Below are 22,517 nucleotides of genomic sequence, written 5' to 3' on the forward strand. Positions count from 1 at the left end.
GGATGTCAGTGGCACAGGATGGTGAGTTCGGGCTGATCGCCCGGGTCACCGCGCGGCTGACCGCCGGCCCGACCTGCCTGCTGGGACCGGGCGACGACGCGGCGCTGGTCGCGGCGCCGGACGGGCGGGTGGTCGCGTCCACGGACGTGCTGGTCGACGGCCGGCATTTCCGGCGGGACTGGGGCAGCGGTAACGACATCGGGCACCGCGCCGCGGCCGCGAACCTGGCCGACATCGCGGCGATGGGCGCGTACCCGACCGCGCTTCTGGTCGCGCTCTGCGCGCCGCCCGATCTGGACGCGGCCTGGGCGGAGGAGCTCGCGGACGGGCTGTCCGAGGAGGCGGAGAGCGTCGGCGCGAGCGTGGTCGGCGGCGACATGTCGGCCAGCCCGACGCTCACGATCGCGGTCACCGCGCTCGGCGACATGCACGGGCTCCAGCCGGTGCTGCGCAGCGGCGCGCGACCGGGCGACGTGCTCGCGATGGCCGGGCGGGTCGGGTTCGCCGGCGCGGGCTACACCGTGCTGTCCCGCGGCTTCCGCACGCCGAAACTCCTGGTCGACGCGTACCGCCGCCCGCAGGTCCCGTACCAGCAGGGCCCGATCGCGAACCGGCTCGGCGCCACCTCCATGATCGACATTTCCGACGGCCTGCTCGCCGACCTCGGCCACATCGCGAAGGCCAGCCGGGTCGCGATCGACGTCCACCGCGACGCGTTCGACCTGCCCGACCAGATGCGCGACGCCGCGACCGCGCTCGGCGTCGACCCGTACAGCTGGATCCTCGGCGGCGGCGACGACCACGCGCTCTGCGCGACGTTCCCGGCCGGCGTGGCGCTGCCGGCGGAGTGGCGGCAGGTGGGCACGGTCCGCGAGGGCGCCGGCGTGACGGTGGACGGCGACGCCTGGGAAGGCCGCCTCGGCTGGGACCACTTCAAGAGCTGAGATCCATTTTCCCGCTTCCGGCGGGGTTGCGTTCCGAGTGCTCCCGCGGGCACCGGTCAGGTGGGCGGTCGCCTTCCGGAAAACCGGGAACACGGCCGTACCCGTGCGGACGGGACCGCTTCGACCCGGACCGCGGCGAGCTGCTGCCCTGGCTCTACGGCATCGCCACGAACGTGCTCCGCCGGCACCGCCGGGTGGAGATCCGTGCGCTGCGCGACGCCGCCCGCGGCGAGGCCGCCCCGCACCGGAGCACGCGAGGCCGCCGCCTCCCGGGTCGACGCGGCCCGCGACGTCGCCCGCCTCTCCGGCGTCCTGGCCCGCCTGCCCCGCCGGCAGCGCGACGTGCGGATGCTGTTCGCGGTCGCCGAACTGGAGTACGGCGAGATCGCCGCCGCGCTCGGCATCCCGCTCGGCTCCGTCCGGTCCTCGCTGCACCGGGCGCGCACCAAGGTCCGCGCCGGTGGCGGTCCGGCTCAACGACAATCCCATGCGGGAACCGGAACTGCTCTTCGACCGCTCGACGGGCTGGCGGGTGGGCAGCCAGGTGTCCCGGTTCGGCCCGGCCCGCCGGACGGTGCCACTCGACCCGGCGGTGGCCGGCTGTCCGCTGGAACCTGGATCGCGGAACGGACGCTGGACACCTACGGCCTGGTCGAGGAGCCGGGACAGGTGCCGTAGCGGGAATCTCATTTGCCGGATGACCTCTGGGTTTCGGCTCGTCGTGGTCGTACCCTCTCGCTCTGTGAAGGATTTTGAGGTGCGGTCGGTGGGCTATGACGAGCCGGCGGCGCAGATCGTCATGCGGGCCGCGCTCGCCGAGCTGGCCGGCCGCTACGGCGGCACCGGCGACGACACCCCGATGGACCCGGCCGAGTTCGTCCCGCCGCAGGGCGACTTCGTGGTGGCGTTCCTCGACGGCGAGCCGGTCGGCGGTGCGGGCTGGCGTGCGCACGGCGACGAGGACGCGGAGCTGAAGCGGATGTTCACCGCCGCCACCGTGCGCGGCCGCGGCATCGGCCGTCGCGTGCTGGCCGCGGTCGAGGACTCGGCGCGGGCGCGGGGCCGCCGCCGGTTGATCCTCGAAGTCGGCGATCTTCAGCCGGAGGCCATCGCGATGTACAACGCTTGTGGGTATGACCGGATCGAGAACTTCGGCTTCTACCGCGACGCGCCGGGCTGCCTCTCGTTCGCACGCGTCCTCTAGGGCGTGGTTGGCGGCGGCCGCGGTGCTGCTGGCCGCCACCGCGTTCGTGCTGGTGGAGACCGTGCACCCGGGCCCGCCGGGGCTCCCGGCCGCGCCGCAGCGGAAGGTCGGCCGGCTGGACCTGACCGCGCCCGCGAAGAAGGAGATCGCGATGAAGCTGGTCTCCAGCGCGGAGAACTCGTCGCTGAACTGGCGGGCGCAGTACGGCTACATCGAGGACATCCGGGACGGCCGGGGCTATACCGGCGGCATCGTCGGTTTCACCTCCGGCACCGGCGACATGCTTCCGGTCGTGCGCCGGTACGTAGCGGCCCGGCCGAAGAACAACCGGCTGGCCCGCTACCTGCCCGCGCTGGGCCGGGTGAACGGCACGGCCTCGCACGCCGGCCTGGACCCGGGTTTCCCGGCCGCATGGCGGGCCGCCGCGACCGACCCGGCGTTCCGGGCCGCGCAGGACGCGGAGCGGGACCGTGTCTACTTCAACCCGGCGGTCGGCCAGGCGAAGAGGGACGGGCTGCGCGCGCTGGGCCAGTTCGCCTACTACGACGCGATGGTGATGCACGGCCCGGGCGCGGACCCGGCGAGTTTCGGGGGCATCCGGGCGGCCGCGATGCGCCGGGCCCGGACGCCGGCCCAGGGCGGTGGCGAGGTCGCCTACCTGACCGCGTTCCTGAACGCGCGCGCGGCCGCGATGCGCCGCGAGGAGGCGCACCGGGACACCAGCCGGGTGGACACCGCCCAGCGCGTCTTCCTGACGGCCGGCAACCTGGACCTGAACCCGCCGCTGCGCTGGTCGGTCTACGGCGACCGGTACGCCGTCACACGCTGACCGAGAGCACGTTCTCGACCGCGGAGATCAGCTCCTGCTTGCGGAACGGCTTCTGCAGCAGCACCATGCCCGGGTCGAGCGTGCCCTTCTCGGCCAGCACCGGCGCGGCGTACCCGGACATGAACAGCACCGGCAGGCCCTCGCGGAGTTCGCGCAGCTGCTCGGCCAGCTCCGTGCCGGACATCTCGGGCATCATGATGTCGGTGATCAGCAGGTCGATGCGCCCGGTGTGCGCGCCCGCCTTCTTCATCGCCTCGTGCCCGTCCGCCGCGGTGATCACGTCGTAGCCGGACTTGCCGAGCATCCGGCGGACCACCTCGCGCAGGTCCGGCTCGTCGTCGACGACCAGGATGGTGCGCCGGCCATTCGTCTCCGCGCCGTTGCCGGGCACGGCCTCGTCCGGGCTCCGGCGCGGCTCCAGCAGGTCGTCCGCGGGCAGCATGATCACCACGGTGGTGCCCCGGCCCGGGTCGGACGAGATGTTGATCTCGCCGCCGGCCGCGTTCACCATGCCGTGCGCCACGGCCAGCCCCATGCCGGCGAACGAGACCGGGTCCTTGGTGGTGAAGAACGGCTCGAACGCGCGCTCCAGCACCTCCGGCGGCATGCCGGAACCGGTGTCGGTGACCCTGATCTTGACGTGCCGGCTGGGCCGCGCGCCCGGCGCGCTCTTCGTGCACGGCTCGGCCGTGATGCTGAGCCGGCCGCCGTGCGGCATCGCGTCGCGCGCGTTCAGCGCCAGGTTGACCAGCGTCTGCTCCAGCTGGCCCGGGTCCACCACCACCGGCGGCAGGTCCTGGTGCGTGTGCGTGGTGAGCGTGATGTCGTCGCCGAGTGAGTGGCTGAGCAGCGCGTAGACGTCCGCGACGGTCCGCGAGATGTCGTGCCGCACCGGCCGGGCCACCTCGCGCCGCCCGAACGCCAGCAACTGCCGGGCGTACTCGCTGGCCCGGTCCACGGTCTTGCGGATCTGCGCGATGTCGGTGAGCGCCTCGCGCACGCTGGCGCCGGTGACCGGCCCGCCCAGCTCCTCGGCCACGAACCCGGCGTGCGAGTCGATGATCGCCAGCAGGTTGTTGAAGTGGTGCGCGACACCACCGGCCAGCTGGCCCACGCTTTCCAGCCGCTGCGCCGCGTTCAGCTCCTGCTGCAGGCGGGCGTGCTCGGCGTCGGCCGCGATCCGCGCGGTGGTGTCCACCACGGTGGCGGAGATCAGTGTCTCGGAGCCCACGTCGATCGGGGAGAGCGAGACCTCGGCCGGGAAGCAGCTGCCGTCCTTCCGTACCCCCTGAAGGTCTTGATCTGTCGATTCGGACCGGGGGAGCAGGTGCTCGACCGGCAGGCCCAGCACCTCCTCCGCGTCGTAGCCGAAGAGCCGTTCGGTCTCCGGGTTCACGAAGCGGATCAAGCCGTCCTCGCCGATCCCGATGATCCCGATCGGCAGCGCGTTCAGCAGGCCGCGGAACATGCTCTGCGCCCGGTTCGTCTCGCCGATGTCCCGGGAGAAGCCGGCCACGCCGATGATGTGGCCCTGCGCGTCCGCGATCGGCGAGATGGTGGCCGCGACGGTGATCAGCCGGCCGTCCTTGCACCGGCGGACCGCGGAGAACATCTCGACGTGACTGCCGGTGAGCGTCCGGCGGAACCGTTCCTCCTCCAGCTCCAGGCCGTCCGGCGGGAACAGCGTGCTGCGCGGGCGGCCCAGCATCTCCGCCGCGGTGTAGCCGTAGAGGCGTTCGGCAGCCGGATTCCAGATCGTGATCATGCCGTCCTGGTCGGCCGCGATGATCGCGTCGTGCGAGGACCGGACCAGCGCACCGACCAGGTTTATCGCGCCGGCGAGCTTGTCCTCCGTGCTCAGCCGGCGGATCGCGGCCGTGATGGTGAGCCCGTGCTCCTCCATGCTGTGCCACACCGTGACCGCGGCCGGGAACACCGTGCCGTCCGCGCAGCGGCAGCTCAGCTCGAAGCGGGCCGACCCGTTGTGCATCGTGGCGCCGAGATCGTGCCGGGGGCCGCCGAGCAGTCCGCCGGGCTCCGGGATGACGTCCTCGACCGGGCGGCCGAACAGCTCCTCCGGGCGGTAACCGAGCAACGTGCGTGTGCCGGCACCCGCGTCGGTGATCCGGCCGTCGAGCGAGAGTGAGAGCACGGCCTCGTCGCTGCCAGGCTCGGTGGTCCTGCCCATCTGCACCCCGCGCTCGTATCGTCGCAGTCAGTTACCTCAGGATAGGTACGGAAAGCGAGCCGATACGCGAAAAACGCAGATAAACGCACGTACGCCCGGCCGCCGGGGCGACAGGGCGTACGTCGAGCGAACCGGGAGATTACGCCCGGGTGACCTTGCCGGCCTTGATGCACGAGGTGCAGGCCTGAACCTTGCGGGTGTTGCCGCCACCGGCGGGGGTGCGCACCGTCTGGATGTTCGGGTTCCAGCGGCGGTTGGTCCGCCGGTGCGAGTGGGACACGTTGTGGCCGAAGCCCGGCCCCTTGCCACAGACGTCGCAGACGCTAGCCACGGAAGTCTCCTGCTGTCGATCGATTCGATGCTCTGCTCATGACGACAGAACGCCACGAACAAGTCCCGCGGCGCGGGCCGCAGACATGAGGTCACCCGCGCACTAGGCCTAGGCAACCCGACCAGGCTACCCGACGCGCCCCCCGACCAGCGAATCGGGTCTCGGGGACCTTCCTGCCGCGAAACTGTCGGTGGCCGACTATAGGCTTTTTCCGTGCTCGACACCCTGGACGCGACGGTCGTGCGCCGCTGGAGCGGCGCCGGGCTGACCGCGCTCCGGGCACACCAGCGCGAGATCGACGAGCTGAACGTCTATCCGGTGCCCGACGGTGACACCGGCACCAACCTGGTCCTCACGCTCACCTCCGCGCAGCGCGCGCTCGCGCTCGATCTGGACAACTCGGCCGAGGCCGGCCGCACCGCGCACGGTCACGCGCTGCACCTGTTGGCCCGCGGCGCGCTGCTCGGCGCGCGCGGCAACTCCGGTGTGATCATCTCCCAGGTGCTGCGCGGCCTGGCCGACTCGCTGGCCGACGAGCCCGAGGTGCGCGGCCGGCAGCTCGCCACGGCGCTGCGCGCGGCCACCGCGGCGGCCTACTCCGCCGTCGCCGAGCCGGTCGAGGGCACCGTGCTGTCCGTGCTGTCCGCGGCCGCGGACGGCGCCGCCCGCGCCGATACCGACGACGTGGCCGCGGTGGCCCGCGCCGCGTCCGAGGCCGCCGGCGTCGCGCTGGCCCGCACGCCGGAGCAGTTGCCGGTGCTGGCCCGGGCCGGTGTGGTCGACGCCGGCGGCCGCGGCCTGTGCCTGCTGCTGGACGCGCTGGCCGAGTCGTTGCGCGGCGACCCGGCCCCGGTCGAGGAGCCGCCGGTCCCGCCGTCGCCGCACCCGCGCCCGCCGGCCACCCCGCGGGAGACCGGCTCCCCCGACTTCGCCTACGAGGTGCAATACCTGCTGGACGCGGAGCACGACGCGATCGACCTGCTCCGGCGCACGCTCCGCGGGCTGGGCGACTCGCTGGTCGTGGTCGGCTCCGGCGGCCGTCCGCCGGTCTGGCACGTGCACGTGCACGTCAACGACGTGGGCGCCGCCATCGAGGCCGGTGTGGTCGCCGGCCGCCCGCACCAGATCACGGTCACCCGCTTCGCCGATCACGTCGCCGCGCTGCCCGCGCCACCGGCCCGCGCCCGCGCGGCCGTGGTGATGGCCGACGGGCCCGGCCTCGCCGCGCTCTACACCGGCGAGGGCGCGATCGTGGTCGGCGGCAACCCGTCGCCGCGCGAGCTGCTGGCCGCGATCGACGGCAGCGACGCCGAGGAGATCGTGCTGCTGCCGAACGACGGCGACACCCGCGCGGTCGCGGTCGCGGCGGCGCGCGAGGTGTCCGGCCCGCGGGTGACCGTGGTGCCGACCCGTTCGCCGGTGCAGACGCTGGCCGCGCTCGCGGTGCGCGACGACGCCCGTCGCTTCGAGGACGACGTGATCGCGATGGCCGAGGCCGCCGGTGCCTGCCGCTGGGCCGAGGTGACCAGGGCCAGCCGGGAGGCGCTGACCATGGCCGGGCGATGCCGGGCCGGTGACGCGCTCGGCCTGATCGAGGGCGAGGTCGCGCTGATCGGGGCGGATCTCACCGCGGTCGGCACCGAGCTGCTCGACCGGCTGCTCGGCGGCGGCGGTGAGTTGATCACGCTGCTCTTCGGCGCGGACGCGCCACCCGGGCTGGAGCCGGCGCTGCGCGCACACCTGGCTTCCCGCTGGCCGTACGTGGAGGCGCGCGGCTACGACGGCGGCCAGCCCGTCTACCCCCTGCTGATCGGCGTGGAGTGAACGCATGACGGAGACGGCCGTCACGGTCGACACCCCCTTGGAGAAGGTCCTCGGCGCGAAGTCGGCGAAGCCGCTGGCCGAGAAGCTCAATCTGCATACCGCGGGTGACCTGCTCTATCATTTCCCCCGCCGGCACGACCAGCGCGGCGAGCACACCGACATCCGCGGGCTGGAGGTCGGCGAGGACGTCACGATCATGGCGCAGGTCAAGCGGGTCGAGTCGCGCCAGATGCGCCAGCGCCGCGGCTCGCTGCTGGAGGTGCTGGTCGGCGACGACACCGGCAACACGATCTCGCTGACGTTCTTCAGCCAGCCGTGGCGGCAGCGCGAGCTGAAACCGGGCGTGTGGGGCATGTTCGCCGGCAAGGTCACCGACTTCCGCGGCAAGCGCCAGCTCAACAGCCCGGAATACCTGCTGCTCGACGGCGACGGCGAGACCGGCGACGTGGAGGACTTCGCGGGCGCGTTCATCTCGGTCTACCCGGCAGCGGCCGCGGTGCCGACCTGGACCGTCGCGAAGGCCGTGCAGACCGTGCTCGACGTGATCACCATGCCGGAGGACCCGCTGCCCGCCCGGGTGCGCGGCGAGCACGGCCTGATGGGCCTGGATCGCGCGCTCCGCGAGATCCACAAGCCGACCGACGAGTCCGACCTATACCGCGCCAAGCACCGCCTGAAGTGGGACGAGGCGTTCGCGGTGCAGCTCACGCTGGTCCAGCGGAAGGTGCGGGCCGCGTCCTGGCCGGCCCGCCCGCGCCCGCGCCGCGCGGGTGGCCTGCTGGAGCGGTTCGACGCCGCGATGCCGTTCGAGCTGACCGAGGGCCAGTCCAAGGTCGGCGAGGAGATCGCGTCCGACCTGGGCACGCCGCACCCGATGCACCGGCTGCTGCAGGGCGAGGTCGGCTCCGGCAAGACGTTGGTCGCGGTGCGCGCGATGCTCCAGGTGGTGGACGCGGGCGGCCAGGCCGTGCTGCTCGCGCCGACCGAGGTCCTGGCCGCGCAGCACTACCGCGGCATCGCGGAGCTGCTCGGCCCGCTCGGTCGCGCCGGCGAGCTCGACTCCGACCCGGACGCGACCCGGCTCACGCTGGTCACCGGCTCGCTCGGCGCGAAGGCGAGACGCGCCGCGCTGGCCGAGGTCTCCTCCGGCCAGGCCGGCATCGTGGTCGGCACGCACGCGCTGCTCTACGAGGGCGTCGACTTCAAGGACCTGGGCCTGGTCGTGGTGGACGAGCAGCACCGCTTCGGCGTCGAGCAGCGGGACGCGCTGCGCGCCAAGGCCGCGCAGCCGCCACACGTGCTGGTGATGACCGCCACGCCGATCCCGCGCACGGTCGCGATGACGGTCTTCGGCGACCTGGAGGTGTCCGTCCTGGCCCAGCTGCCGCGCGGCCGCTCCCCGATCGCGTCGCACGTGGTGCCGACCGCGGAGAAGCCCGCGTTCTTCGAGCGCGCCTGGCGGCGCATGCGCGAGGAGGTGCAGAAGGGCCACCAGGGGTACGTGGTGTGTCCGCGCATCGGCTCGGAGGACGGCGACGACGACGTCGAGCCGCCCGCCGACGGCTCGGACGCGAAGCGCCCGCCGATCGCAGTGCTGGAGGTGGCGCCGATTCTGGCGGAGGACTTCCTGAAGGGCGTGCGGATCGGCATCCTGCACGGCAAGCTGCCGGCCGACGAGAAGGACGCGGTGATGCGCGCCTACGCGGCCGGTGACCTCGACGTGCTGATCGCCACCACGGTGATCGAGGTCGGCGTGAACGTGCCGAACGCGACCGTCATGATCGTGCTGGACGCGGACCGGTTCGGCGTCTCCCAGCTGCACCAGCTGCGCGGCCGGGTCGGCCGGGGCAGCGCGGCCGGCCTCTGCCTGCTGGTCACGGACGCGCTGGAGGGTACGCCCGCCCGGCAGCGGCTGGACGCGGTCGCCTCCACCACGGACGGTTTCCGGCTGGCCGAGCTCGACCTGGAGCAGCGCCGCGAGGGCGACGTGCTGGGCGCCGCACAGTCCGGCCGCCGCTCCCACCTGCGGCTGCTGTCGCTGCTGCGGGACCAGAAACTGATCGCGGAGGCCCGGGCGGAGGCGCTGTCGCTGGTCCGGGACGATCCGGAGCTGGACCGGCATCCCGCGCTGGCCGCGTCCGTGGCCGCGCTGGTCGACGACGAGCGCGCCGAATACCTGGAGAAGGGCTGACCCATGATCCTGCACTTCTGCACCGCCACCGCCTGGGCGGCCGCGCAGCGCACGGGGGATTACACGGCGGACTCGCTGGCCACCGAGGGCTTCATCCACTGCTCGACGGCCGCGCAGGTGCACGTGCCCGCGACCATGCTGGCCCGCGGCCGTACCGACCTGGTGCTGCTGGAGATCGACGAGTCCCGGCTGCCGGAGCCGCCGCGCTGGGAGCCCGGCGAGGGTACGGACATGGAGTTCCCGCACGTCTACGGCCCGATCCCGGTGCATGCGGTGATCGCGGTGCATCCGTACCCGCCGGAGCCGGACGGCTCCTTCGCACCCCCGAAGGGACTCGTGTGACCAGGATCGTCGCCGGTGCGCTCGGCGGGCGGCGGCTCACCGTGCCCACCGGCTCGCACACCCGCCCCACCTCCGACCGGGTACGCGAGGCGCTGTTCAACACGCTGGAGACGCTGATCGACCTGGACGGCGCGCGGGTCGCGGACCTGTACGCCGGCTCCGGCGCGGTCGGCCTGGAGGCGCTGTCCCGGGGCGCCGCGCACGCGCTGCTGATCGAGCACGACGCGAAGGCCGGGCGGATCATCCGGAGCAACATCGCGGCGCTCGACGCGCGGGACCGGGCCGTCCTCCAGTCCGCGAAGGTCGGCACCGCGCTGGCCGCCGGGCCGGCCGGTGAACCCTACGACCTGGTGTTCGCGGACCCGCCGTACCCGATGACCGATCTTGAGGTGCTGGAGATGCTGGCCGCGCTGCTGGAGCACGGCTGGCTCGCGGAGGACGCGCTGGTGGTCGTCGAGCGGTCCAGCCGGGGTGCCGGCCTGGCCTGGGTGGAGGGCATCACTGCGGTCCGCAGCCGGAAGTACGGCGAGACTACTCTTTGGTACGGTCGCCGATCATGACGAGCGCTGTGTGCCCCGGATCCTTCGATCCCGTGACCAACGGCCATCTGGACATCATCGGCCGCGCCAGCCGGCTCTTCGACGAGGTGATCGTCGGAGTGCTGATCAACCAGTCCAAGCTCGGCCTCTTCACCATCGAGGAGCGCATCGAGCTGCTCACCGAGGTGACCTCCTCGTACGGCAACGTGCGGGTGGCGTCGTTCCAGGGTCTGCTGGTCGACTTCTGCCGGGCGCAGCAGGCGGGCGTGGTGGTGAAGGGCCTGCGCGCGGTCAGCGACTTCGACTACGAGCTGCAGATGGCTCAGATGAACATCGGGCTGGCCGGCGTGGAGACGCTGTTCATGCCGACGAACCCGCTGTATTCGTTCCTCTCGTCCAGCCTGGTCAAGGAGGTGGCGAAGTGGGGCGGCGACGTCTCCGCGCACGTACCCGACCTGGTGGACCGTCGGCTGCGGGCACGTTTGCGCCAGGTGTGACTTCTGGCAAACCGCCCCTACCGGCGAACAGCGCGAACGGTAACGAGATGGCGACGGATCCGACGCGCCGATGAGCGGGGTTTCGCCGCAACGGGCGCCGGGGCCGCATGATGGTGAGGCAGAACGGCGGAGTGGCCGCAGTCAGTGACAGGAGTGAGGCGCCGGTGGACCCGTCCGACCGTATGGACCCGCTCGACCGCATCGACGAGATCATCAACATCGTGGAGCAGGCCCGCTCCGTGCCGATGTCCCGGACGAATTGCATGGTCGAGCGCGGCGAGATGATCGGCATGCTGGAGGACCTGCGCGCCGAGCTCCCCACGGATCTGCGCAAGGCCGCCGCGCTGCTGGAGGAGCGCGACCGGATAATCGACAAGGGCCGCAGCGAGGCCGAGCGGATCATCTCGGAGGGCGAGGCCGAGCACGCCCGCCTGGTCTCGGTGAACGAGATCACGGTCTCCGCGGAGCACGAGGGCGCCCGGATCGTCGCGGAGGCGCGCGCCGAGGCGCAGCGGCTGCGCGAGGAGGTCGACGACTACGTCGACACCGCGCTGGCCAACTTCGAGCAGTTCCTGACACGCGCACTGGCGTCGATCGAGCGCGGCCGGGACAAGATGCACGCGCTGCGCGAGATCGGCTCGTTCGCCGGACCCGACGAGGGCGAGCGCCCACTCCCGTTCTAGCCTGGGGCGATTCGACGCTGGGGTTGCCGGTCGGGTAACCTTTTTCGTCGGCTGTCCGCACGGCCGGAGACCGCTGTGCCTCCAGCTGCGCTACAGAGGGTCGCCTACAGAGAATCGCCTACAGAGAATCGCCATGCCTAAGAACCCTGAGAATCACCTCGACCCCCGGTCGCCGCTCGTGCTCGACACCGTCGAGCTGCCGCGCCGTCCTGGTGCCATGCGTGAGATCAGCCGGGTGGTCGAGGCGCCGGCGGATCTCGGCGTGGAGATGATCGGTGTGCCGAAGGGCGCCGAGATCAGCCTGGACCTGCGGCTGGAGTCGGTGTCCGAGGGCGTGCTCGTGTCCGGGTCCGTGTCCGGGCCGATCACCGGCGAGTGCGGCCGATGCCTCCGCACGATCGACGACTCGCTGACCGTCACGATCCAGGAGCTGTACGCGTACGAGAACAGCGTCACGGACGAGACGACCGACGAGGATGAAGTTGGCCGGATGCAGGGCGATCTGATCGACCTGGAGCCGGCCGTGCGGGACGCGGTGGTGCTGGCCCTGCCGACCAACCCGCTGTGCCGCGACGACTGCCCAGGGTTGTGCTCCGAGTGCGGGGTGCACTGGGACGACCTGCCCGACGATCACAATCACGATCAGGTCGACCCACGCTGGGCCGCCTTGCACAACCTGACCAACACCGAGGAGTAATTACCGTGGCCGTCCCGAAGCGCAAGATGTCGCGCAGCAACACCCGGTCGCGCCGGGCGCAGTGGAAGACCTCGGCGGTCGCGACCGTTGCCTGCCCGCAGTGCCGCTCGCCGAAGCTGCCCCACACGGCGTGCAACACCTGCGGCACGTACAACGGTCGTCAGGTCCTCGAGGTCTGACACCGCGCGGTGACGCATCCGGCCATCGGTCGGACCGCGCCTGCACAACGGCGACTGCCCGGTGCCTCGGCTCCCTCCGCGGAGCCGGGCACCGCGCGGATCGCCGTCGACCTCCTCGGCGGGGATTCCGCACCCGCCGTCGTGGTTGACGGCGCTCTGCGAGCGTGCCGGGTCGATCCCGACCTGCATCTCCTGCTCGTCGGCCCCTCCGAGGTGGCCGACGAGATCATCCATGCCCTCCCGCCGAACGATCGGGACCGGGTCGCCGTTCGCGGCGCCCGGCGCGCGGTCGCGATGGCGGACGCCCCGGCCAGCGGGGGCCGCGCCGACACCACGGTGCGGGCGGCCGCTGCCGCGGTCGCGGAGGGCGAGGCGGACGCGATGACGTCCGCCGGTCCGAGCGGCGCCATCGTCACGGCCGCCGTGCTCGGCTTCGGGCGCATGCCCGGCATCCGCCGTCCCGCGCTGGCCGCCACGCTGCCGGCCGCGTACGGCCCGGTGCTGCTGCTCGACGTGGGCGCCTCGATCGAGGCCAGCCCCGCCACGCTGGTCCAGCACGGCCTGCTCGGCGTCGCGTACGCCACCGCCGTCCTCGGCGTGCCCGCGCCCCGCCTGGGCCTGCTCTCCATCGGCACCGAGCCCGGCAAGGGCGATCATCCCCGGCGTGCCGCCGACCTCGCGCTGGCCGGGCGTGCGCTGCCCGGCGACGCGCGGTACGCCGGCCTGGTCGAGGGCTACGAGATCGCCACCGGCGAGCTCGCCGACGTCGTGGTGACCGACGGTTTCACCGGCAACGTGCTGCTCAAGGGCGTCGAGGGCGTCTACGGCTCGACCGCCTCCGACGAGACCCCGCCCCGCGCCGCCGCCCTGCTCGGCGTCGGCGGGACCGTGGTCGTCTGTCACGGCGCCGCCTCCGGCGCCGACCTGGCCTCGGGCATCGCCCTGGCCGCCGACCTCCATCGACGCGCCGCCACGGCGGCCATGTGCGCACTTGTAGGAGATGCCCATGAGTGAGCTTGCGAACGAATCATCGGCTCAGCGCCGGCCACGGCGTGACCGCAGCGAAGTGGAGAGCCCGGCATGAGTGAGCTTGCGAACGAATCATCGGCTCAGCGCCGGCCACGGCGTGACCGCAGCGAAGTGGAGAGCCCGGCATGAGTGAGCTTGCGAACGAATCATCGGCTCAGCGCCGGCCACGGCGTGACCGCAGCGGATCGGGGTGCCCGGCATGACCGACCGGGAGAAACGGCGGCGGCCGTCGGTCGGGCACCTGGAGTCCGCCTTCGGTGTGTCGATCGATCCTGAGCTGCTGGAACGCGCGCTGACCCACCGGTCGTACGCGTACGAGAACGGCGGCCTGCCGACCAACGAGCGGCTGGAGTTCCTCGGTGACTCGGTGCTCGGCGTCGTGATCACCACGGCGCTCTTCACCGACCATCCGGACCTGCCCGAGGGCAAGCTCGCGAAGCTGCGCGCCAGCGTGGTCAACATGACCGCGCTCGCGGACGTGGCCCGCACGCTCGGCCCGGACGGGCTCGGCGCGTACCTCTTCCTCGGTAAGGGGGAGGAGACCACCGGCGGGCGGGACAAGGCCAGCATCCTCGCGGACACGCTGGAGGCGCTGCTCGGCGCGATCTACCTGCAGCACGGCCTGGACGTCGCGGCCAAGGTGATCCACAAGCTCTTCGACCCGCTGATGGCCGCGTCCTCGAAGCAGGGCCCGAGCCTGGACTGGAAGACCAGCCTGCAGGAGTTGACCGCGTCGCTCGGCCTGGGTGTGCCGGAGTACCGGATCGACGAGGCCGGACCGGACCACGCGAAGACGTTCACCGCCTGGGTCGTGGTGGCCGGTGAGCGGTACGGCGGCGCCGAGGGCCGGAGCAAGAAGCAGGCCGAGCAGCGCGCCGCGGAGGCCGCCTGGCGCAACCTGTCCGATCAGGGCCCACACGCGTTGAGCACGGACGCCGACGGGTCACCGTGACCCGCACCGCTCAGCCGGTCGCCCCGCCGGGGAGAACTCTCTGGCACATCACGGTCGTGCTCGGCCTGTTCGTGGCGATCCGCGGCCTGCAGTCCGCGGCCGTCTCCTGGCTCGCGCTGCCCGGTGCCTCGGTCGCGGACAGCCTGCTCTCCTGGGACGCGGGCTGGTTCGTCCGGGTCGCCGGTGAGGGTTACCCGACCGGCTACACGTACGACGAGGACGGCACGCTGGTCGGCAACGGCATCGCGTTCTTCCCGCTCTACCCGGCGCTGATCCGGCTGCTCTCGTTCACCGGGCTCAGCCTGCCGGACGCGGCGCTCGCGGTCACCTGGGCCTGCGGCGCCGCGGCCTCGGTCGCGCTGTTCCTGCTCGGCGAGCGCCTCTACGACCGCCGCACCGGGTACGTGCTCACCGTCCTGGTGATCGCCCAGCCGATGTCCGTGGTGCTGAACATGGGCTACTCCGAGGGCCTGTTCCTGGCGCTCGCGGCCGGTGCGCTGCTGGCCGCGCACCGCCGGTCCTGGGTCTGGATGGGCGTGCTCGGCCTGGCCGGTGCGCTGACCCGGCCGACCGGCTTCGCGCTGACCGTGGCGCTCGCGGTCGCGGCGCTGCTGGCCTGGCGCACCGAGGACCGCCGGGGCCGGATCACCGCGCTCGGCGCGGCCGCGGTCGCGCTGGCCGGCACCCCGGCGTACCTGCTCTGGGCCGGTCACCGGATCGGCGACTGGGACGCCTGGTTCCGGGTGCAGACCGCCGGCTGGGGCTCCACGTTCGACTTCGGCCGAAGCACGCTGGCGTTCCTGGACGACACGCTGCGCACCGGCAACGGCTGGGTGCAGGTCAGCGTGGCGTGGATCCTGATCGGCGCGGTCCTGCTCGCGATCACCGCGGTCCTGCACCGGCCGTGGTGGCCGCTGGTCGCCTACGGCCTGGTCACGCTGGTGCTGGTCGTCGGCCAGGGCGGGTACTACCATTCCAAGCCGCGTCTGCTCGTACCGGTGCTGTTGATCATGCTGCCGCTCGCGACCGCGCTGGGCCGGGCCCGCTGGCGCACGATCGTCCCCGCGCTCGCCGGCTACGCCGCGTTCGGCCTCTGGTACGGCGCCTACCTCGTCACCGTCTGGCCCTACACGATCTGAGGATCCCTTGCCCGAACTCCCCGAGGTCGAGACCGTCCGCACGGGCCTGACCCCCTGGGTCGTCGGCCGCCGCCTGCACACGGTCGAGGTCCGCCATCCACGCGCGATCCGCCGCCACGTCCCCGGCGCCACCCACTTCGCGGACGTGCTGGCCGGCCGCACCATCACCGACGTCCGCCGCCGCGGCAAGTACCTGTGGCTGCCGCTCGACTCCGGCGACGCGATCATCGGCCACCTCGGCATGTCCGGCCAGCTGCTGATCCAGCCGGTGGAGACGCCGGACGAGACGCACCTGCGGGTGCGCTTCGGCTTCGACGACGACGGCCCCGAGCTGCGCTTCATCGACCAGCGTACGTTCGGCGGCCTGTCCGTCTCCACCGGCGGCGCCGAGCTGCCGTCCGAGATCGCGCACATCGCCCGCGACCCGATGGACCCGCTCTTCTCCGACACGCAGTTCGCGGAGCGCCTGCGCCGCAAGCGCACCGAGATCAAGCGCGCGCTGCTCGACCAGTCGCTGATCTCCGGCGTCGGCAACATCTACGCCGACGAGGCGCTCTGGCGCGCGAAGCTGCACGGCGCCCGCCCCACCGACGCGCTCACCCGGCCCGCCGTCGCGCGCCTGCTCGGCCACGTCCGCGACGTACTGTCCGCCGCGATCAAGGAGGGCGGCACCAGCTTCGACGCGCTCTACGTCAACGTCAACGGCGAGTCCGGCTACTTCGACCGCGCGCTCAACGTCTACGGTCAGGAGGGCCTGCCCTGCGCGCGCTGCGGCACCGCCATCCGCCGCGAGTCCTTCATGAACCGGTCCAGCTTCAGCTGCCCCCGCTGCCAGCCGAAACCCCGATAAAAGCCGATATTCCCGCTTCCGGCGTGGTGGCGCTGGGCGTGCTCCCGCGGGCTCACGTCTCGCGGTGCTCACCCACAAGCAAAATCGGGGTGTCCCGCACGCCGTGCGGGACACCCCGATCGCCGATGTCAGCTGCCGGCGCCGAACATCTGGGTCCAGATCGGCGTGTTGCCGTCGTAGGCGAGGCCGACGCCGGTCTCCTTGGCGTCACAGTTCAGGATGTTCTTGCGGTGGCCGTCGCTGTTCATCCACGACTCCATGACCTGCTCCGCGGTCCGCTGGCCCTTCGCGATGTTCTCGCCGATCGCGTTCTGGTAGCCGGCCGCCTTCGACCGGTCCCACGGCGTACGCCCGTCCAGGCTGGTGTGGTCGAAGTAGTTCTGGCCGGCCATGTCCTGGCTGTGGCCACGGGCCGCGGTGCGCAGCTTCTCGTTGTTCGTGACCGTGCCGCAGCCGGCCTCCGCGCGCCGCGCGTTCACGATCTCGGTGACCGCGTTCTCCATCGCGGTGATCTCGTCGGTGGCACCGCCGCCGCCCGGGTTCCCGCCGCCGCTGTTGCCGCCACCCCCGGTGTTCCCGCCGCCGCTGTCACCGCCGCCGTCCTGCTCCGGCTCGGTCTCCCTCGGCGCGGCCGGTGCGGCCGGAGCGCTGGTCTTCGGTGCCGCGGACGGCGACGCACTCGGCGACGGGGACGGGTTCGCGCCGAACATCGCCTCGCCGCTGATCTCACCTTCGGGGCGGTCGGCGCCGCGCGCCGCGGCCGGGTCGGCGGCCAGGTCGTCCCGGTTCGCGCCCGCGGCGTCGACGGTGTCGTCGGTGCGCCCGCCGGAGACGCTCGGCGGCAGCATGTAGGCGGCCAGACCGAAGATCGCCAGCACGGCCGCGACCAGTGCCACCAGCCCCGCGGTGCCGCCGGGCAGCCGACGCGCCCGCTTGACCCTCTTCGCCTTGTGCCGCCCACCGGAGGTGATCTCCTCGGCCCGGGGCAGCTCTCGCTGGCTCGTCGCTCGCTCGGCTCGCCGTGACACGGGGTGAACGCCTCCACAGACGGAAGAACCGCCTGCTCACGCAGAGCGGTCGATGGATGCAGACTGCCGATCGAACGTAAACGGGTGACCAGGGCACTTCCAACAGACCTAAGGAAGACCTAGGGAAGACCTAAGAACCGTCGGACCGTCCGCAAAATGCTAATTACCGGGCGTGATCGACGTGGCGCGGGACACGCCGCGCTTGACTCTTTTGGCGGCTCGGCGGACTATGGAGGTGTCGCCAGTCGCGCCCGATCACGCCCGTGTGTGCCCATGAGCGTGGAGTCGCGATTTGCTGGGCGCGCGTTGGCCGGCCTTTCCGGCAGCGCATTATGAGGAGACAGAAATGGCGAAGGCCCTCTACGGCCACGTCGGCATGGCGCAAGACCGGCGCCTCGTCGACGAGGTCACCCGTCTGCGTGCCACGGTGCAGGCACTGGAGTTCGAGATCACGCGGTTGCGTGCCGACAACGATCGGCTCGCCGCTGCCGCCGCCGAGGCGGACGATCTGCTGAGTCTGCGCGAACCGGCGCTGACCTGATTCCCGGGCGTCGGCCCGCCGGCGCCCACAGCAGTAACGCCCCCACCGGGTACGCCCGAATGGAACAACAGAATCCCTGAGCGCGCCGACACACACTCTTCGTGGCGGCGCGCAGCCCTTTGTCTGGGGGCGTTTCAGCGGCTAGCGTGAGACGTTCCCGAGAGCCTGGCCTGCTCGTTGACCACTCGGGGCAGCGGCGGGGACGAGGGCGCCGCGTGATGCTCGTCTACCGCGGGTTACCCTGCGGAATCGCTTGCCCGCCGGCCTCCCTGCGGCGGGGCGCCGGGGTGAGGATACGGATTCGTGCATCTCAAGAGCCTGACGGTGAAGGGCTTCAAGTCGTTCGCCAGCGCGACCACCATGCGCCTGGAGCCCGGCATCACCTGTGTGGTGGGCCCGAACGGCTCCGGCAAGTCCAACGTCGTGGACGCGATCGCCTGGGTGCTCGGCGAGCAGGGCGCGAAGGCGCTGCGCGGCGGCAAGATGGAAGACGTGATCTTCGCCGGTACGGCCGGTCGCGCGCCGCTGGGCCGCGCCGAGGTCACGCTCACGATCGACAACACGGACGGCGCGCTGCCGATCGACTACACCGAGGTCTCGATCACCCGCCGGATGTTCCGCTCCGGTGAGTCCGAGTACGAGATCAACGGCAACGGCTGCCGGCTGCTCGACATCCAGGAACTGCTCTCCGACTCCGGCATCGGCCGCGAGATGCACATCATCGTCGGCCAGGGCCGGCTGGACAGCATGCTGCATGCGAAACCGGAGGACCGCCGCTCGTTCATCGAGGAGGCGGCCGGTGTGCTCAAGCACCGCAAGCGGAAAGAGAAGGCGATCCGCAAGCTGGACGCCATGCAGGTCAACCTGAACCGGCTGACCGACCTGACCGCGGAGCTGCGCCGCCAGCTCAAGCCGCTCGGCCGGCAGGCCGAGGTGGCCCGCCGCGCCGCCGGCATCCAGTCCGACCTGCGCGACGCCCGGCTCCGGCTGCTCGCCGACGACCTCACCACGCTGCGCACCACGCTGGAGAAGGAGATCGCGGACGAGGCCGCGCTCCGCACCCGCCGCGGCGAGCTGGAGAAGGAGAACGAGATCGCCCAGCGCCGGCTCGCCGCGCTGGAGGCCGCGCACGCGGAGGACGCGCCGCTGCTCGCGGCCGCGCAGGACGCCTGGTACAAGCTGTCCGCGCTGCAGGAGCGGTTCCGCTCCACCGAGCAGCTGGCCGGTGAGCGGCTGCGGCACCTGTCCGCGCCCGGCGAGGAGGAGCGGCCCGGCCGCGACCCGGAGATGCTGGAGGCGCAGGCCGAGGAGGTCCGCGCGCAGGAGGAGGAGCTCCGCGAGGCGCTGGAGGAGGACAAGGCCCGGCTGGCCGAGGCGATCGAGGCCCGGCAGGAGATGGAGCGCCAGCTCGCGGACGCGGAGCGCGCGCTGCGTACCGCCGCGAAGGCCATCGCCGACCGCCGGGAGGGTCTGGCGAAGCTGACCGGCCAGGTCAACGCGGCCCAGGCCCGGTCGTCCACCGCGCAGGAGGAGATCTCCCGCCTGGTCGCCGCGCACACCGACGCGGCCGAGCGCGCCGAGCGGGCCCAGGCCGCGGTGGACGCGGTCTCCGCCGAGTCGACCGAGGCCGACCGGGACAACGCGGACCTCGACGCCCGGCACGCCGAGGCGGTCGCCGCGCACGACGCCGCGTCCGCCGTGGTCCGCCGGCTCTCCGAGGCCGAGCGCTCGGCGGAGAAGGACGCGGCCAGCTGGAAGGCGCGCGAGGAGGCCCTCGCCATGGGCCTCAAGCGCAAGGACGGCGCCGGCGCGCTGCTCGCCAAGGCCGGGCAGGTACCGGGCCTGCTGGGCAGCCTGGCCGGCATGCTGAGCGTGCGCCCGGGTCACGAGGCCGCGCTCGCCGCCGCGCTCGGCGTGCTGGCCGACGCGGTCGCGGTGGCCGGTGTGGATGAGGCCGTCGAGGCGATGCGCACCCTCAAGATCGCCGACGCCGGCCGGGCCGCGATGCTGGTCGCGGGCGAGGCCGGCCCCGGCGACCTGGGCTCGCTCGACGCGCTGCGGCCCGCGCTGCCGGACGGCGCGCTCTGGGCCCCCGACCTGATCACCTGCGCGGAGCAGGTGCGGCCCGCGGTACACCGGGCGCTTCGCGACGTGGTTTTCGTACCCGACCTGGAGTCCGCGGCCCGCGTCGCGGCCGGCAACCCGGAGCTGCGCGCGGTCACGCCCGAGGGCGACGTGCTCGGCGCCTTCGCGGCCGCCGGTGGCTCCGGCAAGGCGGTCAGCTACATCGAGGTGCAGGCCGCGGTCGACGAGGCGAAGGCGAACCGGGAGGCGGCCGAGGAGACGATCGCGGGCCTCCGCGCGGAGCTCGGGGAAGCCCGGGAGGACGTCGCGGGGAAGAAGGAAGCGGTGCAGGTCGCGGCCGCGGCCAAGCGCGAGGCGGAGAGCCAGCGCAACGCGGCCGCCCGCCGGCTGGCCGAGCTGGGCGCCGCCGCGCGGTCCGCCAAGGCCGAGACGGAACGGCTCGCCGCGTCCCGCGCCAAGGCCGAGCAGGCCCGCGAGCAGGACCTGATGCGCCTCGAAGAACTGGAGGAACGGCTGCGCGTCGCGGAGGAGATGCCGCTCGACGAGGAACCGTCCACCGAGGAGCGCGACATACTGGCCGCGAGCGTGCCCCAGGCCCGGCAGAACGAGATGGAGGTCCGGCTCGCCGTCCGTACCGCCGAGGAAAGGGTGTCGTCCATCTCCGGCCGGGCCGACTCGCTGCTCCGGCAGGCGAACGCGGAACGCGCGGCCCGGGAACGCGCGGCCGCTCGCAAGGCGGCCCGCGCCCGTGGTGCGGCGATCGCCCGAGCCGTCGTGACCGGCGCGGGCCAGGCGCTGGCCAGGATCGTCGCGTCGCTGGAGACGGCCGCGCAGAGCCGCGACGAGATCGCCGCCACCCGGTCCGCGCGCGAGGCCGAGTTGCAGGAGGTGCGCTCGGTCGCCAAGCAGCTCTCCGGCGAACTGGAGCGGCTGACCAGCGAGGTGCACCGGGACGAGGTGGCCCGCGCGGAGCAGCGCCTGCGCCTGGAGCAGCTGGAGGCGAAGGCGGCCGAGGACTTCTCGCTCGACGTCGAGACGCTGACCACCGAGTACGGCCCGCAGAACCCGGTGCCGCCGAGCCAGGCCGACGTCGCCGCCGCGGAGAAGGACGGCAAGCCGGTGCCGGAGCCGGTGCCGTTCCACCGCCCCACGCAGGAGAAGCGCGCGGCCAAGGCGGAACGCGACCTGACGCTGCTGGGCAAGGTCAACCCGCTGGCGCTGGAGGAGTTCGCCGCGCTGGAGGAGCGGTTCAAGTTCCTCTCCGACCAGCTGGAGGACCTCAAGGCCACCCGCAAGGACCTGCTCACCGTGGTCAAGGACGTGGACGACCGGATCCTGGAGGTCTTCACGTCCGCGTTCGAGGACACCGCGCGCGAGTTCGAGCACGTGTTCCAGGTGCTCTTCCCGGGCGGCGAGGGCCGGCTGATCCTGACCGACCCGGAGGACATGCTCACCACCGGCGTCGAGGTCGAGGCACGCCCGCCCGGCAAGAAGATCAAGCGGCTGTCGTTGCTGTCCGGCGGCGAGCGATCGCTCACCGCGGTCGCCATGCTCTGTGCGATCTTCCGGGCCCGCCCCAGCCCGTTCTACATCATGGACGAGGTCGAGGCCGCACTGGACGACGTGAACCTGGGCCGCCTGATCACGCTGTTCGAGCAGCTTCGGGAGCGTTCGCAGCTGATCATCATCACCCACCAGAAGCGGACCATGGAGGTCGCGGACGCGCTCTACGGCATCACCATGCGCGCCGGCGTCACCGAGGTCATCAGTCAGAAGCTCGTCAAGGAGAGTGCGGATGCGTAGACAGCGGGCACGTGCCCTGCTCGTCGACCTGGACGGCGTGCTCCGGCACGTACCGGAGATCAAGATCCTTGAGATCGAGCAACGGTACGGGATGGAGCCCGGCCGTCTCCGGGACACCGCGACCGTGTGGGGGCGCATGCAGCCCGCGCTGGTCGGCGAGGTGTCGCACGCACAGTGGATGTCCGTCGTCGCGGACGAGCTGACGTTCGCGGCCGGCGGTCCGGAGCGGGCCCGCGCGGCCGTCGGGGAGTGGCAGGCCGAACGCGGCACCGTCGACCCGGACGTGCTGGCGTTCCTGCGCGACGTCCGCGCCGCCGGCCTGCCGGTCGGCATAGCCACGAACGGCACCGACGCGCTCCCCGCCGACCTGGACGCGCTCGGCCTGACCGGCGAGGTCGACGTGGTGGTCAACTCGTCCGTGGTCGGCACGCACAAGCCGGCCAAGGAGTTCTTCATCGCGGCCTGCCAGGCCCTCCAGCTGCCGCCGTCGCTGGTCTTCTTCATCGACGCCGACGACCGCGCGGTCCGTGGCGCCCGCGCCGCCGGCCTCTCCGCCCTCCGCTGGAGCGGCGCGGACGACCTGCGTTACGTCCGGGCGGCGCTGGACCTCTGATCCGGTCACAAGGCATTCACGCCGAGTTA

22 protein-coding genes are annotated in these 22,517 nt (G+C 72.5%); 19 read left to right on the plus strand and 3 right to left on the minus strand.

The window, feature by feature from the left end; genetic code table 11:
- The first annotated feature begins 2 nt into the window (after window positions 1-2).
- The 4 genes from J2S42_RS28505 to J2S42_RS28520 all read left to right on the plus strand — a co-directional run bounded on the left by J2S42_RS28505 (window position 3) and on the right by J2S42_RS28520 (window position 2,977).
- Window positions 3-944 carry a thiamine-phosphate kinase gene (locus J2S42_RS28505; RefSeq protein WP_307243977.1) on the plus strand — a complete coding sequence of 314 codons (942 nt, stop codon included), beginning with the start codon at window positions 3-5 and terminating at the stop codon, window positions 942-944.
- Window positions 945-1,148: 204 nt separating this feature from the next.
- A complete protein-coding gene (locus tag J2S42_RS28510) occupies window positions 1,149-1,622 on the plus strand; it encodes an RNA polymerase sigma factor (protein ID WP_307243978.1) in 474 nt (157 codons plus the stop codon).
- Window positions 1,623-1,686: 64 nt separating this feature from the next.
- On the plus strand, window positions 1,687-2,148 hold the full coding sequence (locus J2S42_RS28515; RefSeq protein ID WP_307243980.1) for a GNAT family N-acetyltransferase: 462 nt from the start codon (window positions 1,687-1,689) through the stop codon (window positions 2,146-2,148).
- A 7-nt stretch (window positions 2,149-2,155) separates the two neighbouring features.
- Entirely contained in the window at window positions 2,156-2,977 is an 822-nt protein-coding gene (locus J2S42_RS28520) for a chitosanase (protein ID WP_307243981.1), read from the plus strand.
- Here J2S42_RS28520 and J2S42_RS28525 read toward each other — a convergent pair.
- Both J2S42_RS28525 and rpmB read right to left on the minus strand, forming a co-directional pair.
- Window positions 2,967-5,165 (minus strand): PAS domain S-box protein, encoded by a 2,199-nt coding sequence (locus J2S42_RS28525; RefSeq protein ID WP_307243983.1) that lies wholly within the window; start codon window positions 5,163-5,165, stop codon window positions 2,967-2,969. The two genes, J2S42_RS28520 and J2S42_RS28525, sit on opposite strands and share 11 nt — an antisense overlap.
- 139 nt (window positions 5,166-5,304) lie before the next feature.
- Window positions 5,305-5,496 carry a 50S ribosomal protein L28 gene (gene rpmB / locus J2S42_RS28530; RefSeq protein WP_033343896.1) on the minus strand — a complete coding sequence of 64 codons (192 nt, stop codon included), beginning with the start codon at window positions 5,494-5,496 and terminating at the stop codon, window positions 5,305-5,307.
- 213 nt (window positions 5,497-5,709) lie between these two features.
- Here rpmB and J2S42_RS28535 point away from each other — a divergent pair, with 213 nt between their 5' ends.
- The 12 genes from J2S42_RS28535 (at window position 5,710) to mutM (ending at window position 16,418) form a co-directional block, all read left to right on the plus strand.
- Window positions 5,710-7,320, plus strand: a complete 1,611-nt coding sequence (locus J2S42_RS28535) for a DAK2 domain-containing protein (RefSeq protein WP_307243984.1) — start codon at window positions 5,710-5,712, stop codon at window positions 7,318-7,320.
- 4 nt (window positions 7,321-7,324) lie between these two features.
- Window positions 7,325-9,511: an ATP-dependent DNA helicase RecG gene (recG, locus tag J2S42_RS28540; RefSeq protein ID WP_307243986.1), complete on the plus strand. Its 2,187-nt coding sequence runs from the start codon at window positions 7,325-7,327 to the stop codon at window positions 9,509-9,511.
- Window positions 9,512-9,514: 3 nt separating this feature from the next.
- Window positions 9,515-9,853, plus strand: a complete 339-nt coding sequence (locus tag J2S42_RS28545) for a DUF952 domain-containing protein (protein WP_307243989.1) — start codon at window positions 9,515-9,517, stop codon at window positions 9,851-9,853.
- Window positions 9,850-10,413, plus strand: coding sequence for a 16S rRNA (guanine(966)-N(2))-methyltransferase RsmD (gene rsmD / locus J2S42_RS28550; protein ID WP_307243990.1), 564 nt, complete (start codon window positions 9,850-9,852; stop codon window positions 10,411-10,413). The genes J2S42_RS28545 and rsmD overlap by 4 nt, the downstream gene beginning before the upstream one ends.
- Window positions 10,410-10,889, plus strand: a complete 480-nt coding sequence (gene coaD, locus J2S42_RS28555) for a pantetheine-phosphate adenylyltransferase (protein ID WP_307243992.1) — start codon at window positions 10,410-10,412, stop codon at window positions 10,887-10,889. The genes rsmD and coaD overlap by 4 nt, the downstream gene beginning before the upstream one ends.
- A 182-nt stretch (window positions 10,890-11,071) precedes the next feature.
- Window positions 11,072-11,572, plus strand: coding sequence for a hypothetical protein (locus tag J2S42_RS28560; protein WP_307249087.1), 501 nt, complete (start codon window positions 11,072-11,074; stop codon window positions 11,570-11,572).
- Window positions 11,573-11,705: 133 nt separating this feature from the next.
- Window positions 11,706-12,269 carry a YceD family protein gene (locus J2S42_RS28565; RefSeq protein ID WP_307243994.1) on the plus strand — a complete coding sequence of 188 codons (564 nt, stop codon included), beginning with the start codon at window positions 11,706-11,708 and terminating at the stop codon, window positions 12,267-12,269.
- Between the two features lie 5 nt (window positions 12,270-12,274).
- Window positions 12,275-12,448 (plus strand): 50S ribosomal protein L32, encoded by a 174-nt coding sequence (gene rpmF / locus J2S42_RS28570; protein WP_307243996.1) that lies wholly within the window; start codon window positions 12,275-12,277, stop codon window positions 12,446-12,448.
- A 54-nt stretch (window positions 12,449-12,502) separates the two neighbouring features.
- Window positions 12,503-13,462, plus strand: coding sequence for a phosphate acyltransferase PlsX (locus tag J2S42_RS28575; RefSeq protein ID WP_307249089.1), 960 nt, complete (start codon window positions 12,503-12,505; stop codon window positions 13,460-13,462).
- A gap of 214 nt (window positions 13,463-13,676) precedes the next feature.
- Window positions 13,677-14,429, plus strand: a complete 753-nt coding sequence (gene rnc, locus J2S42_RS28580; protein WP_307243998.1) for a ribonuclease III — start codon at window positions 13,677-13,679, stop codon at window positions 14,427-14,429.
- Window positions 14,426-15,568: a hypothetical protein gene (locus J2S42_RS28585; protein ID WP_307244000.1), complete on the plus strand. Its 1,143-nt coding sequence runs from the start codon at window positions 14,426-14,428 to the stop codon at window positions 15,566-15,568. The genes rnc and J2S42_RS28585 overlap by 4 nt, the downstream gene beginning before the upstream one ends.
- Window positions 15,569-15,575: 7 nt before the next feature.
- Window positions 15,576-16,418, plus strand: coding sequence for a bifunctional DNA-formamidopyrimidine glycosylase/DNA-(apurinic or apyrimidinic site) lyase (gene mutM, locus J2S42_RS28590; protein WP_307244001.1), 843 nt, complete (start codon window positions 15,576-15,578; stop codon window positions 16,416-16,418).
- Between the two features lie 128 nt (window positions 16,419-16,546).
- Here the strand turns inward: mutM and J2S42_RS28595 are convergent, their stop codons facing one another.
- Entirely contained in the window at window positions 16,547-17,446 is a 900-nt protein-coding gene (locus tag J2S42_RS28595) for a CAP domain-containing protein (protein WP_307244003.1), read from the minus strand.
- A gap of 346 nt (window positions 17,447-17,792) precedes the next feature.
- On the opposite strand from J2S42_RS28595, the gene J2S42_RS28600 reads away from it, so the two are divergent.
- The 3 genes from J2S42_RS28600 to J2S42_RS28610 all read left to right on the plus strand — a co-directional run bounded on the left by J2S42_RS28600 (window position 17,793) and on the right by J2S42_RS28610 (window position 22,488).
- Complete coding sequence (locus J2S42_RS28600; RefSeq protein WP_306834311.1) at window positions 17,793-17,987, plus strand: hypothetical protein; 195 nt, start codon at window positions 17,793-17,795, stop codon at window positions 17,985-17,987.
- Window positions 17,988-18,290: 303 nt separating this feature from the next.
- Window positions 18,291-21,875, plus strand: coding sequence for a chromosome segregation protein SMC (gene smc / locus J2S42_RS28605; protein WP_307244005.1), 3,585 nt, complete (start codon window positions 18,291-18,293; stop codon window positions 21,873-21,875).
- Window positions 21,868-22,488, plus strand: a complete 621-nt coding sequence (locus tag J2S42_RS28610; protein WP_307244007.1) for an HAD family hydrolase — start codon at window positions 21,868-21,870, stop codon at window positions 22,486-22,488. The genes smc and J2S42_RS28610 overlap by 8 nt, the downstream gene beginning before the upstream one ends.
- Window positions 22,489-22,517: the final 29 nt, after the last annotated feature.

Origin of the sequence: Catenuloplanes indicus, from assembly GCF_030813715.1 — a bacterium.
Taxonomy (GTDB): Bacteria; Actinomycetota; Actinomycetes; order Mycobacteriales; family Micromonosporaceae; genus Catenuloplanes; species Catenuloplanes indicus.